Here is a 16,203-nt window from a genome sequence, read left to right as displayed (position 1 = left end):
GACCCTCGGGACACGGGACGAGCGGTCCTCACGACCGCACGGCTCACGCGTCGGAACGAGCCGCCGGGGACAGCGACACGCGACCCGGGCCTGTGCGGGAACGGTCGGAACCGCACCACGGGACGGCACGGTCACGCCTCCGTAATGTGGCACACGGGTCGCCGGGCTGCACACCCGCGCTCGGTCGCGGCCCGGGCGGGAGCTTCCTCAGGAGCCGGGTCGGAAGGCGCGGCGGGCCGCCGCCGACAGGGCCGCCCTGCGGCGCTCGTGCACCGCGGCGGCGTCGGCCGGGTCGGCGGTGATCGTCGGGGAGGCGGGGGACCAGGCCAGCGACAGGCCGATGACCAGGGGGTAGACGTCCCGCGCGTCGAGATCGGGGTCGACCAGGCCGTCGGCCTGGGCCGCGCGCACCGCGTCGATCTTGGCCTCGACGTCGTCGGCGACCACCGTCATCAGGTCACCGGTGGGGGTGCGTTCCAGGCGTGCCCAGATCGCCAGCCGCACGACCTCCGGGCGCCGGACGTAGGCGTCGTAGAGGCGGGCGACGTACCCCGGCAGGTCGCGGGGCTCGAACGGGACCATCTCCAGGATCAGCGCGAGGTGCTCGGCGAACACCGCGTCGAACAACCCGTCCTTGGAGGAGAACCAGGCGTAGATCTGGGCCTTGTTCGCCCCGGCGGCGGTCGCGATCCGGTCCACCCGCGCCCCGGCGATGCCGTGGGTGGAGAACTCGGCGGCCGCGGCGTCGAGCAGGCGGCGGCGGGTGGCGGATCCGTCCCGGGGCACGTCGCCACCATAACCAACCGTTCAGTTGCGATCCAGCCGGCGGGGTCGTAGCGTCGTTCGTAACCAACTGGTTTGTCACGAAAGGCGTCGTCATGATCGAGACCACCGGAATCGCCGTGCACCGCCCCGGGAGTGCCCCGGAGCGCTGGACCTTCGAGCGGCGCGACCCGCTGCCCGGCGACGTCGTGGTGCGGGTGACCCACTGTGGCGTCTGCGCCACCGACCTGCACGCCCTGCGGGGCGCCGACCCGTCGGCGTTCCCGCTGGTGGCGGGACACGAGATGACCGGAGTCGTCGACGCCGTCGGGACGGCGGTGACCGACCTCGCGCCGGGGGACCGGGTCGCCGTCGGCAACATCGTCGGGTCCTGCGGACGGTGTCCCGCCTGCCGCGCGGGCCGGGAGAACGACTGCGCGGAGTTCCCGACGCTCACCTACGGCGGTCCCGACCCGCACCTCGGCGGCACCACCCGCGGCGGGTTCTCCTCGCACATCGTCGTCGACCGGCACTTCGTTCACGCCCTGCCCGACGGGCTCGACCCGGCCGCCGCCGCGCCGCTGCTGTGCGCGGGGGTCACCACGTTCGCGCCGCTGCGCCGCTTCGGCGCCGGCCCCGGGACGACGGTCGGGGTCGTCGGCATCGGCGGGCTCGGCCACCTGGCGGTGAAGTACGCCACCGCCCTCGGCGCGCGGGTCGTCGCCTTCACGACCAGTGCCGGAAAGCGCGACGCCGCCCTGGCCCTCGGCGCCGACGACGTCGTGCTCACCCGCGACCCCGATGCGATGGCGGCCGCGTTCCGCACCGTCGACCTGCTGCTGGACACCACCGGCGTCGCCCTCGACCTGGACCCCTACCTGCGGACGCTGACCGTCGACGGCACCTACGTGCTGGTCGGCATCCCGCCGGAGCCGCTCACGGTCGACCCGCTGAGCCTCGTGGTGGGGGAGAAGCGGATCGCCGGCACCGGGTCGGGCGGGGTGCCGGTCACCCGCGAGATGCTCGACTTCTCCGCCGAGCACGGCATCGTCGCCGACGTCGAGGTGGTCGGCCCGGACCGGTTCACCGAGGCGCTGGACCGGCTCGCCCGCGGGGACGTGCGGTTCCGCTTCGTCGTCGACGTCACCGGGCTCTGACCGGCCCGGCGCTCAGCGCTGCCGGACCGGCCGGACGAGGATCTCGTTGACGTCGACCTCGGGGGAGGTGCCGACCGCGTAGGCGACGGCGTCGGCGACGGCCTCCGGTGCGATCGCGTGCCTGCGGTAGACGGCCATGGCGTCGCGGGCGGTCGGGTCGGTGATGCTGTCGGCGAGCTCGGAGGTCACGACACCGGGGGACACCGTGGTGACCCGGATGCCCGGCGACGACTCCAGACGCAGGCCCTCGGTGATCGCCCACGCCGCGTGCTTGGTGCCGGCGTAGACCGCCGCCGTCGCGTCCACCTCGTGCGCGCCGACCGAGGCCGTCGTCACGAAGTGGCCCCGGTCCGCGGAGGTGAAGTGCCCCAGGACGGCGTGGATCGTGTGGAGGAGCCCCCGGACGTTCACGTCGACCATGCGGTCCCACTCCTGCACCAGGCCGGCGTCGAGGCGCGACAGCGGCATCACCCCGGCGTTGGCGACGGCGACGTCGATCCGCCCGTGCCGGGCGACGACGTCGTCGACGAGCGCGACGAGGGCGTCGCGGTCCACGACGTCGACCGGGTGCGGCTCGATGCCGGGCACCTGCGCGGCGAGGTCGGCGAGCCGGTCGGCCCGCCGGGCGGTGGCGATCACGTGGTGGCCGTCGTGGGCGAGCCGGGCGGCGATCGCGCGGCCGATGCCACTGCTCGCGCCGGTCACCAGGGCCACGGGGGTGGGGTTCGTGTCGTTCATGTCCTCCTTCCTACGAGCCGCGGCGACGGCGCGGCAGGGCGCGACGGTCGTGGGAGTGCCACACCCACCCGGGCCGGCGCGGGGTCGCCTAGGGTCGCGTCCATGGTGGCCACACCGCTCGGCGAGTACCTGCGGACCCGGCGCGCACTGGTGACCCCGGACGCCGTCGGCCTGGTCTCGGCGGGGGTCCGTCGTGTCCCGGGGCTGCGTCGTGAGGAGGTCGCGCTGCTGGTCGGGATGAGCGCCGACTACTACGTGCGGCTGGAGCAGGGCCGCGAGCGGAACCCGTCGGCGCAGGTGCTGGAGGCGCTCGCGGCCGTCCTGCGGCTCGACGACGACGCCCGGATGCACCTGTTCCGGCTGGCGGGGGCGGCGCCGCGGCCCCGGGCCCCGATCGCGGACGAGCGGCTCGACCCGCAGCTGGCGGCCCTGCTGGACAGCTGGCCGGGCCGGCCCGCGATCGTCCTCGGCCGCGGCTACGACGTGCTGGGCGCCAACCGGCTCGGGGCGGCGCTCGGGTTCGCCCCCGGGACCAACCTCGTCGAGAAGGTCTTCGAGGACCCGGCCTCCCGCACCTTCTACGCCGACTGGACCGCCGCGGCGGCGAACACCGTCGCCGGGTTCCGGGTGCTGCACGGCCAGGCCCCCGACGACCCCCGTGTCCGGCAGGTCCTCACGGCGATGCTGGACCGCAGCCCCGAGTTCGCCGAGCACTGGGCCCGGCACGACGCGCGGGGCAAGGGTGCCGAGCACAAGCGGCTGGTGCACCCCGACGTCGGCGCGCTGGACCTGCACCTGCAGTCGTTCGACGTCCGGTCGGCGCCGGGACAGCAGCTCGTCGTCTACGGGTGCGAGCCGGGGTCGGAGACGGCGGACCGGCTGGAGCTGCTGGGGATCGCCGCCGCGTCCCGCGCCTGACACCGTCCTCGGCCCGGGGTCTCAGTGCGCCGCGTCCACCACGTCCTCGCGGGTCAGCCGCCGCCGGAACACCCAGAACGTCCAGGCCTGGTAGGCGAGCACGACCGGCGTGACGACCGCGGCCACCCAGGTCATGATCGTCAGGGTGTACGGCGTCGACGCCGCGTTCACCACGGTCAACGAGAAGGCCGGGTCGGTCGTCGACGGCAGCACGTCCGGGTACAGCGACCCGAACAGCGTCACCGCGACGGCGACGATCGCGACCGTGGTCGCGGTGAACGACCAGCCCGACCGGCCCCGGACGGCGGCGAGGGTCCCGCCGGCCAGCCCGAGGGCCGCGACCAGGACCGGGGCGACGATCCACACCGGGGCGCCGTCGAGCAGCGTCCAGACCAGGAACGCCGCACCCGCCGGGATCGCGCACAGCCCGGCCGTCACCGCGACGGTGGTGGAGCGCTCGCGCACCGGGCCGTCGGTCTTCAGCGCGAGGAAGGCCGCCCCGTGCAGCGCGAAGACCAGCACCGTGGTGACGCCGCCGAGCAGCGCGTAGGGGTGGAGCAGGGTGAGCAGCGTGCCGGTGAACTCGTGGTCGGCGTCGAGCGGGACACCGTGCACGATGTTCGCCAGCGCCACCCCGAGCAGCAGCGCCGCGGCGAGCGACGAGCCGGTCAGCACGCGGTCCAGCACCGGGGCCCAGCGCGGCTCCCTGCCCCGGTACTCCAGCGCGATCCCGCGCAGGATCAGCGCGACCAGCAGCAGCAGGAACGCCAGGTAGAAGCCGGAGAACAGGCTCGCGTACCACTCGGGGAACGCGGCGAAGGTCGCGCCGCCCGCGACGATCAGCCACACCTCGTTGCCGTCCCACACCGGGCCGATCGTGCCGAGCGCGACGCGGCGGTCGGGCTCGTCACGGGCGACGACGGGCAGCAGCATCCCCACCCCGAAGTCGAAGCCCTCCAGGCAGAGGTAACCGGTCCACAGGACCGCGATCAGGACGAACCAGACGTCGACGAGTGCCATGTCGGTCCCCTCCTCAGTAGGTCGGTACGGGGGCGGTGGTCCCGGCCGGCTCCGGGTCGGCGACGCCCGCGGGCGGCGGCGGACCGGCGCGCACGGCCCGGACGAGCAGGACGACCTCGACGACGGCCAGCGCGCCGTAGAGCAGCGTGAACACGACCAGCGAGGTGAGCACCGACGCCCAGCCGACGCTCGGCGAGACGCCGTCGGCGGTGCGCAGCACGCCGTAGACGACCCAGGGCTGGCGGCCCGCCTCGGTGAAGATCCAGCCCGCGGAGTTCGCGAGCAGCGGCGCGGCCAGACCCAGGACGGCGGCCGGGCCGAACCAGCGCGGCGGCCGCCGCGTCGCCCGGGAACGCCGGGTCAGCCACAGCCCGACGACGGCGAGCAGCGCCGCCAGCAGCCCGAAGCCGATCATCAGCCGGAACATCCAGTAGCTGAGCGGGATGTCCGGTGTGTACAGACCCGGCCCGAACGCGGCGACGGCCCTGTCCTGCAGCTGGTGGATGCCCTCCACCTCGCCGTCCCAGGTGCCGGTGGCCAGGAACGACAGCAGCCGCGGCACCCGCAGGCTCCACAGCTCGCGGGTGCCGTCGAGCGAGCCGATGGTGAACACCGAGAACGACGCCGGCGCGACGGTGTCGTAGAGCGCCTCCGCCGCGGCCATCTTCATCGGCTGCTGCTGGGTCATCAGCCGGGCCTGCAGGTCCCCGGTGAGCACGACGCCGAGGCTCCCGGCGAGCGTCGTCCACAGCCCGACCCTGATCGACGGGTGGAACACCTCGGGGTGGCGGCCCCGCACCAGGTTCCAGGCGCTGATCGCGACCAGGAACATCCCGGCCGTCACCAGGCAGGCGGTCAGGGTGTGGGAGAACGCCCCGACCGCGGTGGAGTTGGTCAGCAGCGCACCGAAGTCGGTCAGCTCCGCCCGGCCGGTCGCGGCGTTCACGGTGGAGCCGACCGGGTGCTGCATCCAGGAGTTCGCGGCGAGGATGAAGTAGGCGCTCAGCACCGTCCCGATCGCGGCCAGCCAGATGCAGGCGAGGTGCACGCCCTTCGACAGCCGGTCCCAGCCGAAGATCCACAGACCGAGGAAGGTCGACTCCAGGAAGAAGGCGAGCAGGCCCTCGATCGCCAGCGGGGCGCCGAAGATGTCGCCGACGAAGCGGCTGTAGTCGCTCCAGTTCATCCCGAACTGGAACTCCTGCACGATGCCGGTGACGACGCCCATCGCGAAGTTGATCAGGAAGAGCTTTCCCCAGAACTGCGTCGCGCGCAGCCAGCGGTCGTCGGCGGTGACGAACCAGGTGGTCTGCAGGCCCGCGACGAGCAGGGACAGGCCGATCGTCAGCGGGACGAACAGGAAGTGGTAGACGGTGGTGATCGCGAACTGCCACCGCGCGAGGTCGAGGTTCATCACGCCCCTCCGGAGCCGGCGGGTCCCGTGTGGACCCGTCACCCGATCGTCGTCCGGACCGGGTGGTCGGGGCTCCGGGCGAAGGTCGGTCCGCGGTGTACCGGACGGCCCGCCCGCTCCGGGACGAAGGTCCCGGGCCGGGCCGGGTCAGGCCGGGTCGACCAGGTCGGCGGCCGGGCGTCGCGGCGTCGCCGGGACGGGGACCCCGTGGCCCAGGCGCAGGACGACCTGCGGGGGCCGGTCCCGGGCGAGCGAGCGGCGCACCCGCTCCCGCACGTCGGGGACCTCCACCAGCTGGGACACCGGCGACGCCGACAGGCCCTCGGCGGTGGCGGTCAGCAGCACCCGCGCCAGGGCCTCGCCGGCGCGCAGGTCGTCGCGGGGACCGTCGAGGTGCGAGGTCAGCACCGCGATCAGCGGGGCCGACTCGAAGGCGGCCGGCGCGGGCCGCGGGTGGGCGGACCCGCCGAAGTCCCGCGTCACCCACGGCTGGTTCGGGGCCGGCAGCGGCCCGCCCGCCGACGCGGGTACGCCGTCGTCGAGACCGCTGTGCCGGCCGGTCCAGGCCGCCATCTCCGCGACGAACGCGGGGTCGGCGGACTGGCGGGCGTGCGCCTCGCGGGCGAGGCCGCCCAGCACCGCGAGGTCCCCCGGGTCGGTCACCAGCTGGAGCCAGGCGCCCTCCTCGAACGCGGCGCGGGTGAGCGCGAAGCGGGTCGGGTTCGGCACGGGGACGTCGGAGAACGGTCGCCGGTTCGTGTGCCGGCGGGGCACCGCCTCCAGCAGCCGTCGCTGTTCGGGGGTGGCCGGCATCGCCGCGCCGCGCCGGACCACCGCGAGCAGTCCCGGGTCCGACGGGTCGGGGAGGCGGGTGACGAGCGGGCGGATGCCGGCCCCGGCCAGCGCGAGACGCAGCGCGTAGAGCGCCGCTCCGCAGCCGATCCGCAGCTCGCGGTCGGTCGGGTCGGCGACCGGCAGCCGTCGCGCGGGGTCGGCCCGCAGCTCGAGGTGGTCGGCTCCGACCCGGAACCGCCACGGCTGGGCGTTGTGCAGCGACGGCGCCAGGCCCGCCGTCGCCAGCACCCGGGCGGTCGCCGCGGCGTCGAGTCCGAGGATCGGGGTGACCGGCGCGGCCGTGCCGACGGTGTCCATGATGTGCGTCCCTCCCGGCGACCGGGCGTTCACCGGTGCCTCCGTGGCGATGGTGGGCGCCGCCGGTGCCGGTGGGACAGGTACGAAGGTCCCGGCCCGTGCCGGACGCCGGCCGTATCGTCGGCCCGGTGACGACGACGGACGAGGGACACGGTCGCGGGGACGGTGACGGGCAGGGCGAGATCTCCGGTCTGCTGGCGGGCCTGCGCCTGGACCAGTTGATCGGCGAGGTGCAGGACCGCCTCGCCGAGATCGCGTCCACCCGGCGGCGGACGCAGCGGCTGCTCGACGCGGTGCTCGGGGTCGCGGCCGGTCTGGAGCTGGACACCACATTGCAGCGGATCGTGCAGTCCGCGGTGGACCTGGTCGACGCCCGCTACGGCGCGCTGGGCGTGCTCGCCCCGGACGGCAGCATCGCCCGCTTCGTCGACGTCGGCCTGGACGAGGCGACCCGCACCGCGCTGGGACGCCCGCCCGAGGGCCGTGGCCTGCTCGGCCAGCTGATCGCCGACCCGCGTCCGCTGCGCCTGCACGACCTGTCGACGCACCCGTCCTCGGTCGGCTTCCCGCCCCACCACCCGCCGATGCGCAGCTTCATCGGCGTCCCCGTACGGGTCAGCGACGCCGTCTACGGCAACCTCTACCTCACCGAGAAGCGCACCGGCACCGAGTTCACCGCCGACGACGAGCTGATCCTCATGGCGCTCGCCGCCGCGGCCGGGATCGCCGTGCAGAACGCCGACCTGTTCGAGCAGGGCCTGCTCCGTCAGCAGTGGCTGGAGGCGCTGGCCGAGATCCGCGGCGAGGTGCTGGCCGGCACCGGCGAGGCCGACACGCTCGCGCTCGTCGCCCGGCGCAGCCTGGAGCTGTCCCGGGCCGACGGGACCCTGATCGCCCTGGGCCCCGACGACGACGGCGGCTTCCGGGAGGGCGCGACCGCGGGCCGTCCGCCACTGGCAGGCGGCCCCGACGACGCGCTCCTGCGCCGGGCGGTCGAGCTCCGCCAGCCGGTCCTGGCCGACGTCACCGAGGCCGCGGTCAGCGTCGACGGCGCCCGCGGACCGGTCGTCGCGGTGCCGATGCGGGCCGTGACCCGGGTGAGCGGGGTCCTGGTCGCCCGCCGCGCCCCCGGCGACCCGCCGTTCCGGCCGTCGGAGGTGCCGCTGCTGGTGTCGTTCGCCGACCAGGCGGCGCTGGCCCTGGAGCTGGGGGAGAAGCAGCGCACCCAGCGCGAGCTCGCGGTGCTCGCCGACCGCGACCGCATCGCCCGCGACCTGCACGACCACGTCATCCAGCGGCTGTTCGCGGTCGGCCTCACCCTGCAGGGCACGTTGCGCCGCGCCGGCGACGACGCCGCGGGCGCCGCCGTACGCGAGCAGGTCGGGCAGGCCGTCGACGAGCTGGACCGCACGGTCCGCGAGATCCGCACCTCGATCTTCGACCTGCACACCGCGGACCAGGGCGGCGGCGGTCTGCGACGGCGGCTGCTCGACACCGTCGCGCAGGTGACGGCCGCGTCCGGGATCGACGCGACCGTCGACACCGCGGGACCGGTCGACACCGTCGTGCCCGCGCACGTCGCCGTACACCTGCTGGCCGTGGTGCGCGAGGCCACGTCGAACGCGGTCCGCCACTCCGGTGCGGCCCGGCTGCACGTGCGGGTCGACGCCGGGGAGGAGCTGTCCGCGGAGGTCGTCGACGACGGCTGCGGCATCGGCCCCACCGGCCGGCGCAGCGGGCTGCGCAACATCGCCGACCGCGCCGCCGAGCTCGGCGGCACCTCGGTCGTCGAGCGCGTCGCGACCGGGGGCACCCGGCTGCGGTGGACGGTCCCGCTGGGCTGAGCGGGTCAGCGCCCGTGGCGGCGCTCGACGGCGTAGACGGCGGCCTCGGTGCGCCGGGAGAACCCGAGCTTGTGCAGGATCGAGGACACGTAGTTCTTCACGGTCTTCTCGGCGAGGTGCAGCGTGGCGCCGATCTGGCGGTTGGTGAGCCCGTCGGCGACGAGTCCGAGGATCCGCTGCTCCTGCGGGCTGAGGGTGTCGTAGCGGGGGTCGGGGTCGGACCCGCCGGTGCGCAGCCGCGCCAGCACCGCGGCGGTCGCCCGCGGGTCGAGCAGCGAGCCGCCGGCGGCGACCGTGCGCACGGCACCGACCAGGTCGACGCCCGCGACCTGCTTGAGCAGGTACCCCGCGGCCCCGGCCATGATCGCGCCGAACAGCGCCTCGTCGTCGGAGTACGAGGTCAGCATCAGGCAGGCCGGCGGCGGGACGACCGCCGAGCGCAGGTCGCGGCACACCGAGACGCCGTCGCCGTCGGGCAGCCGGACGTCGAGCAGCGCGACGTCCGGGCGCAGGGCGGGGATGCGGGCGAGGGCCTGCGCCGCGGTCCCGGCCTCGCCGACGATCTCGATGTCGTCCTCCATGCCGAGCAGCTGGGCCAGCCCGCGGCGCACGATCTCGTGGTCGTCGAGCAGGAACACCGAGATCGTCATCGTCGTCCTCCGGGGCCGGGTCGTCGTCGGGCCGAGGCTAACGGGCGTTCCGGGCACACCGGGCGGGCCGAAGGTCCCGGCGCCCGGGTGCTCCCGGTCACGGGGACATCGGTGCGGCAGCCGGTGCGGCGGTCAGTGCAGCAGGACGTCGGCGGGCCTGCGGCGCGGTGTCTCCGGGAGCTCGGCGTCGTCCTGGGGGCGGCCGACGCGCAGCAGCAGCTGCGGGTGGTCGGCGGTGCGCAGGACCTGCCGGGCCAGGTCCGCCCGGGTCCGGGACGCCTCCAGCACCCGCGAGAGCGGGCAGGTCGCGAGACCGAGCGCGGTGGCGGCGAGCAGCACGACCCCGGCCGCCTCCCCGGCGGCGAGCCGGGCCGGGTCGTCGTCGGCGCGGGTGGTCAGCACCATGATCGTGGCCTCGTCGCGGACGGCGGCCCGGGCCGGCAGCGAGCCGCCCGGGAAGCGCACGCCCAGGTCGGGGCCCGGCCGCCACGGTGCGCCGCGGGGGAGCGACCCGGCCGGGACCCCGTCGTGCGAGCCCGGGTAGCGGTGGGTCCAGACCAGCAGCTCGGCGGCCTGGCCGGGCCGGGCGCGGGCCTCCCGCGCCGCCGTGTCCTCCAGCGCCGCGAGGTGCTCGCGGGCGACTGCGTCGGTCACGGTGTGCAGGGTGGCGCCGTACCGCGCCGCGTGCTCGCCGAGGACCGCGCGTGCGTGCCGCGAGTCCACACCCTCGCGGAAGGGCCGCCGGTCGGTGCGCCGGCGCGGGATCGCCCGGGCCAGCGCCGCCACGGTGTGGTCGGCGGGGTCCGGGGGAGCCCCGGTGAGCCGGACCGTCGCCAGGTGGTTCCGGTCCCCGGTCGGGAGCCGGGTGACCTCGTGGCCCGCCCCGAGCGCGGCGAGCGCGACGTGCAGGAAGCCCAGCGCGGACCCGCAGCTGACCAGCTGGTCGCGCCGGTCGGGGTCGGTGAAGGGCAGCCGCCGGTCGGGGTCGGCGTGCAGCTCCAGCCGGTCGGTCGCGACCCGCCAGCGCCACGGCTGGGTGTTGTGCACCGAGGGGGCGCGCACCGCCGCCGTGAGCGCGCGGCGCAGCACCTCCGGCCCGGACGGCGACGCCGCCGTCACCGCGACACCGCCGCGGCGGCGAGCCCGGCCGTCCACTCCCGCCCGCCGGGTGTCCCGGCCGTGTGCAGCCGCACCGGGAGCTCCAGGTCCGGCGCCGGCACCGGGTGCGGACGGCCGTCCCCGGCGGGCGCGGCGTCGACCATCCACAGCGGTCGGACCCGCAGCACCGCCGCGTGCCGGTGCAGGAACCGGCTCGCGGCGACGCGGGCCCACGGCCTGCCCCACGCCCCGACGAGCACGACGCCGGCGACCCCGGCGAGCGTGCGGGCGTCGCCCGCCCGGACGACGAGCGGGCGCAGCCCCTGCCCGGCCAGCTCGGCCCCGATCGCGGCCGCGGTGTCCAGCGACCGCCGGTCGGCACCGGCCAGCGCGACCATCACCGTGAGCTCCCCGCGCACCTCGACCATGGTGACCTCCTCCGTCGTCCCGGTACCGATGCTCCTCCGGGAACGACGGTCGGGGCAGGGCCGGGCGGCACGCCCGGCCCGGGCCGAAGGTCCCGCACTACGACTTCGGTCGGAGGCCGTCGCCGTTCGATCGATGTGCGGAGCCGGGCGGCGTTCCTAGCGTCCGCCCCGACCGCGACGAGGGGACGGGAACGATGCGAGGACGACGGAACCTGATACGGGCGACGGTGCTGGCGCTGCTGGCCGGGCTGACCGGTGCGGCGGTCGCGGCTCCCGCGGGGGCGGCGGAACCCGCAGCAGGGCCGGAGTGGGGCCCCTGCCCCGCGGACGTGGTGGCGCCGCTGGTGGCGCTGCAGTGCACGCAGATCCCGGTGCCGCTGGACCACGGCAGCCCCGACGGCGAACAGATCACGATCACGGTGTCGCGGCTGGCGAGCACGAAGCCGGAGAAGCGCCGCGGGATCCTGATCCTGAACCCCGGGGGTCCGGGCGGGTCCGGGCTGGCGTTCGCGAACGACCTGGTGAAGCGCGGTCTGCCCGCGAGCGTGCAGGAGAGCTACGACATCATCGGGTTCGACACCCGCGGGGTCGGCCACTCGGACCCGGTGAGCTGCGGGTTCACCACCGACCAGGACTACATCGGCAACATCCCGCCGTACGCCGCCGACGACGCGGCGGTCCTGCGGACGGCCGAGGTCGCGCGGGAGGTGGCGCAGCGGTGCGCGGCGAACGACCGCAACGGGCACCTGCGGCACGTCACGACCGCCAACGTCGCCCGGGACATGGACCGCATCCGGGCCGCGCTCGGCGAGGAGAAGGCCAGCTTCCTCGGCTTCTCCTACGGCTCGGCGCTCGGGGCGGCCTACGCCTCCCTGTTCCCCGACCGCTCCGACCGCGTCGTGCTCGACAGCAACGTCGGTGACACCCACCTCGACCCCGACGGCATCCGCCGCTACGCACTCGGCGCCGAGGAGACCTTCGGGGACTTCGCCCGCTGGGCCGCCGACCGGCACGGCACCTACGGGCTGGGCGCCACACCGGAGGAGGTGCGGCAGACCTACCTCCGGCTCGCCGCGCGGCTCGACGACCGGCCGTCGGGCGGGGTCGACGGGCGGGTGTTCCGGGCGGCCACCTTCGTCGGCCTGTACGGCCCGACCCTCTACGGCAGCACCGCCGCGGCCTGGCAGTCGCTGCTGTCCGGCGACGCCCCGGCCGCCCCGGCGCCGCCCGCCCCCGCGCCGCCCCCGGGCCCGTCGCCGCAGGACAACGGGTACACGGCGTTCCTGGCCACCACCTGCAACGACGTCGCCTGGCCGCGGGACGTCGCGGTCTACCAGCGGGCGGTGGCGCAGGACCGCGAGCGCTTCCCGGTGTACGGCGCGGCGAGCGCGAACGTGCTGCCCTGCGCCTTCTGGCCGTACGAGCCGGCCGAGCCGCCGGTCCGGGTGCTCGACGAGGGCCCGGCGAACGTGCTGATCGTGCAGAACCGCCACGACCCGGTCACCCCGCTGCGCGGCGGTGAGCTCCTCCGGGAGAAGTTCGGCGACCGGGCCCGGCTCGTCGTCGAGAACGGGAGCGGCCACGGCGTCTACGCGGGCGTCGGGGACACCCCGTGCGCGCTGGGGGTCACGACGTCGTACCTGGTGGACGGGACGCTCCCGCCCGACGACGTGATCTGCCGCTGACCCGTCCGCGGCGGCTCAGCCGACGGCGGCGCGCCGGGCCGTCCCCTCGGCCGGGCTGCGCTCGTGCACGAGTGCGCCGAACACGAGCGCGAACACGCCCCAGACGACGACCTGCGCGCCCAGTGCGGCGGCACGGAAGTCGTAGAGCACCGTCGCCGGGAAGTCGGCAGGCGTCTCGGCGACGGCGGGCAGCAGCGACCCGACGACGAGGGTCACCACGAGGTAGCCGACCCCGGCGGCGACGACGGCGTTCCACCGGCCCAGCCGCGGCGTCAGCCGCTCGGACGCGACCACGGCGACGACCATCAGCGCGATCGAGACGACCACCATGAGCAGGAACAGCCCGGTGCGCGAGCCGATGGTGTCGTCGGCGGTGGAGGCGGGCGGGTTCGCCGGGTACTTCACCAGCGGCACCAGCACCGCCGAGACGAACCCGAGCAGCGTGACGACCACCGCGGTCGACCGCGAGCCCAGCGGCGCCAGCCGTCCGCGCGCGACGGCGAACACGAGGGCGAGGATGCCGCCGATCGCGACGCCGTAGACGACGTAGGCGACACCGAGCCCGACGTTCGCCTGGACGGCGCGGCTGACCAGCTCCTCGTGGGCGTGCTCGTCGGAGGCCGCGGCCATGGCGTCCTCGAAGGCGATCCCGCCGTCCAGCGGGGGCTCGCCGAAGAACCGGGCGAACAGGTAGGCCACGACACCCGCGGCCAGGCCCGCGATCATGCCGCGGACCAGGAGAGCTCTCACGATCACGTCCGGCTCCGCGTCAGTGGCAGGGGAAGCCGAGCAGGTGCCGGCCGTCGTGGACGAACTCGTGGATCATCGCGCCGGGCACCAGCGAGGTGACGCCCTGGTCGATGCCGACCAGGTACAGCAGCACGAGCATGACGACGCCGGCGAAGATCGCCCACGGTGCGATCTCGCGCAGCGGGATGGGAGCCGGCACGGCTCCGGTGGTCGGTGCGGGGACGGCGTGGGTCATCGGTCGCTCCGGGGTCCGGGGGTGTACATCTGAACAAATGCACGGAGAAATGGTGCGCGTGGCGTCAGGGGTCGTCAAGTGACCACGGGGACCTCTCGGCTCACACTGGTGACGCATGCCGCCACGAACGGGACGCGGGGCGCACACTTCCCGGCCGACGAGCCCGTCGCGCCGGGTGCGGAGGCCCACCTGCGCGCCCTGACCCGGCTCCGGGCCGACCGGTTCCGGCACGCGCCGGACCCCGCGTCGGCGGCGACGTGCGCCGCACTGGGCGGTCCGGGGGAGGCCGATCCGGCACTGCGGTCCTGGGACGCGGGCGCCTGGGCGGGCCGCCCGCTCGACGTCGTCGCCGCCGAGGACCCGGAGGGGGTGGCGGCCTGGCTCGCCGACCCGGCGGCGGCGCCGCACGGCGGGGAGTCGCTGCACGACCTGCTCGACCGGGTCCGGGGCGTGCTGGCCGGCGTCGAGGGCGGGCACACGGTCGCGGTGTGCGGGCCGGCCGTGGTCCGGGCCGCCGTCGTGCTGGTCCTGGGGGCGCCCGCCACGGCGTTCTGGCGGGTCGACACGGGCCCGCTGACCGGCACCGACCTGCGCGGCGGGCCGGACCGGTGGACGGTGCGCGCCACGGGCGCGCCGCAGACCCGGGGCTGAGCGACCATCGTCACTACGTCTGTACATCGGTTCAGGTGTTCACGTATGAGTAAGCCGATCGTGACGATCATCCGAATTGTCGTGTCGGCGTCGTGGCCGCGGGGTCCGCCGTCGGGGGAGGGACACCCATGCCTGCGAGACGGATCATGAGTGCCATTGCGGCGGCGACGGCCGTCCTGCTGCTCACCGCCGGGTGCGTGCAGACCACCGGCGGCGCCGGCGGAGGCGCGGACGACCGCACCCTGACCTTCGCCACGAGCTTCGCGATCGACGACCTGGACCCGGCCGAGAACGCGATCTGGGGCGTCGAGTTCGGCTACGCGGAGCTGCTCATGCGCCCGGACCGCGCCGGCGACCCGACCCCGTGGGTGCTCGAGGAGCTGACCTCGACCGGCCCGCTGACCTGGCGGATGACCCTGCCGCCCGACGCCTCGTTCGTGAACGGCCGCCCGCTCGACGCCGCCGCGCTCGCCGAGCTGATCACCTTCCAGCTGGCCGACAACGCCTCGTTCGCCGCGGCCCTCCCGGGGGCCACGGCGGCGGCGACCGGACCGCACGAGGTCGTGCTCACCACCGGGCGCCCGGCGCCGAACGTGCCCGCGCTGCTCGCCGACGAGTCGATCCTGCCCGTCTACGACAGCGCCGCGTACCGCGCGCACCGCGACTCCGGCGCGCCCGCGTCCGCCCTGGTCGACGCCGGCATCTACACCGGCCCCTACGTGGTGGAGTCCCTGGACTCCTCGGCCGCCCGGCTGGCCCCGCGGGCCGACCACTGGGACGGTCCGCCCGCGCTGGAGGCAGTGACCGTGCGCTTCGTCCCCGAGGCGGCGGCACGGATCCAGGCCGTCCAGGCCGGGGAGGCCGACATCGCGCTCTACCCCTCGCGCGCGACGCTGCCCACGCTGGCGGGCCGCGACGACGTCGCGGTGGTGACCGACGAGCCCACCGGCCCGTCGCTGCCGCTGTTCCTCAACCAGCGCGAGGCCCCCTTCGACGACGACCGCGTCCGCCGGGCCGTCTACGCCGCGGTCGACTACGACGCGATCGCGAACGAGGTCATGCAGGGCCAGTTCCTGCCGGCCACCGGCCTGTACGTGCCGAGCCGGCCGTGGGCGGAGACGACCCAGCGCACCGACGTGGCGGCCGCGGAGCGGCTGCTCGACGAGGCGGGCTGGGTGCGGACCGGCGACGGTCCCCGCACCCGCGACGGCCGCCCGCTGCGCTTCTCGATGCTGACCTACCCCGAGCAGCCCGACTCCGACGCCGTCGCCCTCGCGCTGCAGGCCCAGCTCGCGGAGCTGGGCGTCGGCGTCGACATCCGCCAGGTGCCCGACATCGACTCCGTCCTCAAGACCGGCACCGGCTGGAACTCCGGGATCAGCTCCCGCGGCTTCATCTCCTTCGGCGGGGACTACGTCCTGCCGCTGCAGACCACGGTCCGCAGCGACGGGGAGGCCAACTTCAGCGGCATCGCCGACCCGGAGCTGGACGCGCTCGTCGACCGGGTGGGCGTCGAGCTCGACCCGGCCGCCCGCGACGACCTGCTCCGCCGGGTCCAGCAGCGCATCGCCGAGCGCGGGCACCTCGCCTACGTCGGGCTGCGCAGGCCCGCCGTCGTCACCTCGCCCGCGTGGAGCGGCTACGCGATCGAGGGTTCCAACCTGTGGGTCGCCCACGACACGGCGCCGACGGGCTGAGCAG

16 protein-coding genes are annotated in these 16,203 nt (G+C 75.5%); 6 read left to right on the top strand and 10 right to left on the bottom strand.

Annotated features, from left to right (window positions below; all coding sequences use genetic code 11):
- Positions 1–207: 207 nt before the first annotated feature.
- The gene (locus tag DMP17_RS16585; RefSeq protein WP_062401936.1) at positions 208–786 is read right to left on the bottom strand and encodes a TetR family transcriptional regulator; all 579 of its coding nucleotides are present in this window, start codon (positions 784–786) and stop codon (positions 208–210) included.
- 92 nt (positions 787–878) lie between these two features.
- Between DMP17_RS16585 and DMP17_RS16580 the strand changes: the two genes are divergently transcribed.
- Positions 879–1,919 carry an NAD(P)-dependent alcohol dehydrogenase gene (locus DMP17_RS16580; protein ID WP_337830003.1) on the top strand — a complete coding sequence of 347 codons (1,041 nt, stop codon included), beginning with the start codon at positions 879–881 and terminating at the stop codon, positions 1,917–1,919.
- A gap of 12 nt (positions 1,920–1,931) precedes the next feature.
- Here DMP17_RS16580 and DMP17_RS16575 read toward each other — a convergent pair whose 3' ends face one another.
- Complete coding sequence (locus tag DMP17_RS16575; protein ID WP_337830002.1) at positions 1,932–2,657, bottom strand: SDR family oxidoreductase; 726 nt, start codon at positions 2,655–2,657, stop codon at positions 1,932–1,934.
- A gap of 102 nt (positions 2,658–2,759) precedes the next feature.
- On the opposite strand from DMP17_RS16575, the gene DMP17_RS16570 reads away from it, so the two are divergent.
- Positions 2,760–3,575: a helix-turn-helix domain-containing protein gene (locus tag DMP17_RS16570; RefSeq protein ID WP_337830001.1), complete on the top strand. Its 816-nt coding sequence runs from the start codon at positions 2,760–2,762 to the stop codon at positions 3,573–3,575.
- 21 nt (positions 3,576–3,596) lie between these two features.
- Here the strand turns inward: DMP17_RS16570 and cydB are convergent, their stop codons facing one another.
- The 3 genes from cydB to DMP17_RS16555 all read right to left on the bottom strand — a co-directional run bounded on the left by cydB (position 3,597) and on the right by DMP17_RS16555 (position 7,161).
- Positions 3,597–4,595 (bottom strand): cytochrome d ubiquinol oxidase subunit II, encoded by a 999-nt coding sequence (gene cydB, locus DMP17_RS16565; RefSeq protein WP_337830000.1) that lies wholly within the window; start codon positions 4,593–4,595, stop codon positions 3,597–3,599.
- 13 nt (positions 4,596–4,608) lie between these two features.
- Positions 4,609–6,009: a cytochrome ubiquinol oxidase subunit I gene (locus DMP17_RS16560; protein ID WP_443217891.1), complete on the bottom strand. Its 1,401-nt coding sequence runs from the start codon at positions 6,007–6,009 to the stop codon at positions 4,609–4,611.
- 147 nt (positions 6,010–6,156) lie between these two features.
- Entirely contained in the window at positions 6,157–7,161 is a 1,005-nt protein-coding gene (locus DMP17_RS16555; protein WP_337829998.1) for an Acg family FMN-binding oxidoreductase, read from the bottom strand.
- A gap of 128 nt (positions 7,162–7,289) precedes the next feature.
- Between DMP17_RS16555 and DMP17_RS16550 the strand changes: the two genes are divergently transcribed.
- A complete protein-coding gene (locus DMP17_RS16550; RefSeq protein ID WP_337829997.1) occupies positions 7,290–9,005 on the top strand; it encodes a sensor histidine kinase in 1,716 nt (571 codons plus the stop codon).
- A 5-nt stretch (positions 9,006–9,010) separates the two neighbouring features.
- On the opposite strand, the gene DMP17_RS16545 is transcribed toward DMP17_RS16550, so the two are convergent.
- The 3 genes from DMP17_RS16545 to DMP17_RS16535 all read right to left on the bottom strand — a co-directional run bounded on the left by DMP17_RS16545 (position 9,011) and on the right by DMP17_RS16535 (position 11,181).
- On the bottom strand, positions 9,011–9,655 hold the full coding sequence (locus DMP17_RS16545; protein ID WP_337829996.1) for a response regulator transcription factor: 645 nt from the start codon (positions 9,653–9,655) through the stop codon (positions 9,011–9,013).
- A gap of 132 nt (positions 9,656–9,787) precedes the next feature.
- The gene (locus DMP17_RS16540; RefSeq protein WP_226356144.1) at positions 9,788–10,774 is read right to left on the bottom strand and encodes an Acg family FMN-binding oxidoreductase; all 987 of its coding nucleotides are present in this window, start codon (positions 10,772–10,774) and stop codon (positions 9,788–9,790) included.
- Complete coding sequence (locus DMP17_RS16535; protein ID WP_226356145.1) at positions 10,771–11,181, bottom strand: hypothetical protein; 411 nt, start codon at positions 11,179–11,181, stop codon at positions 10,771–10,773. Before DMP17_RS16535 ends, DMP17_RS16540 begins: the two co-directional genes overlap by 4 nt.
- A 194-nt stretch (positions 11,182–11,375) precedes the next feature.
- Between DMP17_RS16535 and DMP17_RS16530 the strand changes: the two genes are divergently transcribed.
- On the top strand, positions 11,376–12,866 hold the full coding sequence (locus tag DMP17_RS16530; protein WP_226365710.1) for an alpha/beta hydrolase: 1,491 nt from the start codon (positions 11,376–11,378) through the stop codon (positions 12,864–12,866).
- A gap of 15 nt (positions 12,867–12,881) precedes the next feature.
- On the opposite strand, the gene DMP17_RS16525 is transcribed toward DMP17_RS16530, so the two are convergent.
- Together DMP17_RS16525 and DMP17_RS16520 are read right to left on the bottom strand one after the other, a co-directional pair.
- Entirely contained in the window at positions 12,882–13,622 is a 741-nt protein-coding gene (locus DMP17_RS16525) for a CbtA family protein (protein ID WP_337829995.1), read from the bottom strand.
- A gap of 13 nt (positions 13,623–13,635) precedes the next feature.
- Positions 13,636–13,851: a CbtB domain-containing protein gene (locus DMP17_RS16520; RefSeq protein WP_337829994.1), complete on the bottom strand. Its 216-nt coding sequence runs from the start codon at positions 13,849–13,851 to the stop codon at positions 13,636–13,638.
- 108 nt (positions 13,852–13,959) lie between these two features.
- On the opposite strand from DMP17_RS16520, the gene DMP17_RS16515 reads away from it, so the two are divergent.
- A complete protein-coding gene (locus tag DMP17_RS16515; RefSeq protein WP_337829993.1) occupies positions 13,960–14,502 on the top strand; it encodes a histidine phosphatase family protein in 543 nt (180 codons plus the stop codon).
- A 146-nt stretch (positions 14,503–14,648) separates the two neighbouring features.
- Positions 14,649–16,199 carry an ABC transporter substrate-binding protein gene (locus DMP17_RS16510; RefSeq protein WP_337829992.1) on the top strand — a complete coding sequence of 517 codons (1,551 nt, stop codon included), beginning with the start codon at positions 14,649–14,651 and terminating at the stop codon, positions 16,197–16,199.
- The last annotated feature ends 4 nt before the right edge of the window (positions 16,200–16,203 follow it).

The sequence above is a fragment of the Pseudonocardia sp. TMWB2A genome, from assembly GCF_017312135.1.
The sequence above is the reverse complement of the archived record's forward strand: the minus strand, read 5'-3'. Positions and strand labels throughout refer to the sequence as shown.

What these genes read in the sequence shown, in the direction of transcription:
- DMP17_RS16575 (WP_337830002.1), bottom strand. Translation starts at nt 2,657, where the DNA reads ATGAACGACACGAACCCCACCCCCGTGGCCCTGGTGACCGGCGCGAGC.
- DMP17_RS16535 (WP_226356145.1), bottom strand. Translation starts at nt 11,181, where the DNA reads ATGGTCGAGGTGCGCGGGGAGCTCACGGTGATGGTCGCGCTGGCCGGT.
- DMP17_RS16520 (WP_337829994.1), bottom strand. Translation starts at nt 13,851, where the DNA reads ATGACCCACGCCGTCCCCGCACCGACCACCGGAGCCGTGCCGGCTCCC.
- DMP17_RS16555 (WP_337829998.1), bottom strand. Translation starts at nt 7,161, where the DNA reads ATGGACACCGTCGGCACGGCCGCGCCGGTCACCCCGATCCTCGGACTC.
- DMP17_RS16545 (WP_337829996.1), bottom strand. Translation starts at nt 9,655, where the DNA reads ATGACGATCTCGGTGTTCCTGCTCGACGACCACGAGATCGTGCGCCGC.
- DMP17_RS16580 (WP_337830003.1), top strand. Translation starts at nt 879, where the DNA reads ATGATCGAGACCACCGGAATCGCCGTGCACCGCCCCGGGAGTGCCCCG.
- DMP17_RS16570 (WP_337830001.1), top strand. Translation starts at nt 2,760, where the DNA reads ATGGTGGCCACACCGCTCGGCGAGTACCTGCGGACCCGGCGCGCACTG.
- DMP17_RS16510 (WP_337829992.1), top strand. Translation starts at nt 14,649, where the DNA reads ATGAGTGCCATTGCGGCGGCGACGGCCGTCCTGCTGCTCACCGCCGGG.
- cydB (WP_337830000.1), bottom strand. Translation starts at nt 4,595, where the DNA reads ATGGCACTCGTCGACGTCTGGTTCGTCCTGATCGCGGTCCTGTGGACC.
- DMP17_RS16560 (WP_443217891.1), bottom strand. Translation starts at nt 6,009, where the DNA reads ATGAACCTCGACCTCGCGCGGTGGCAGTTCGCGATCACCACCGTCTAC.
- DMP17_RS16530 (WP_226365710.1), top strand. Translation starts at nt 11,376, where the DNA reads ATGCGAGGACGACGGAACCTGATACGGGCGACGGTGCTGGCGCTGCTG.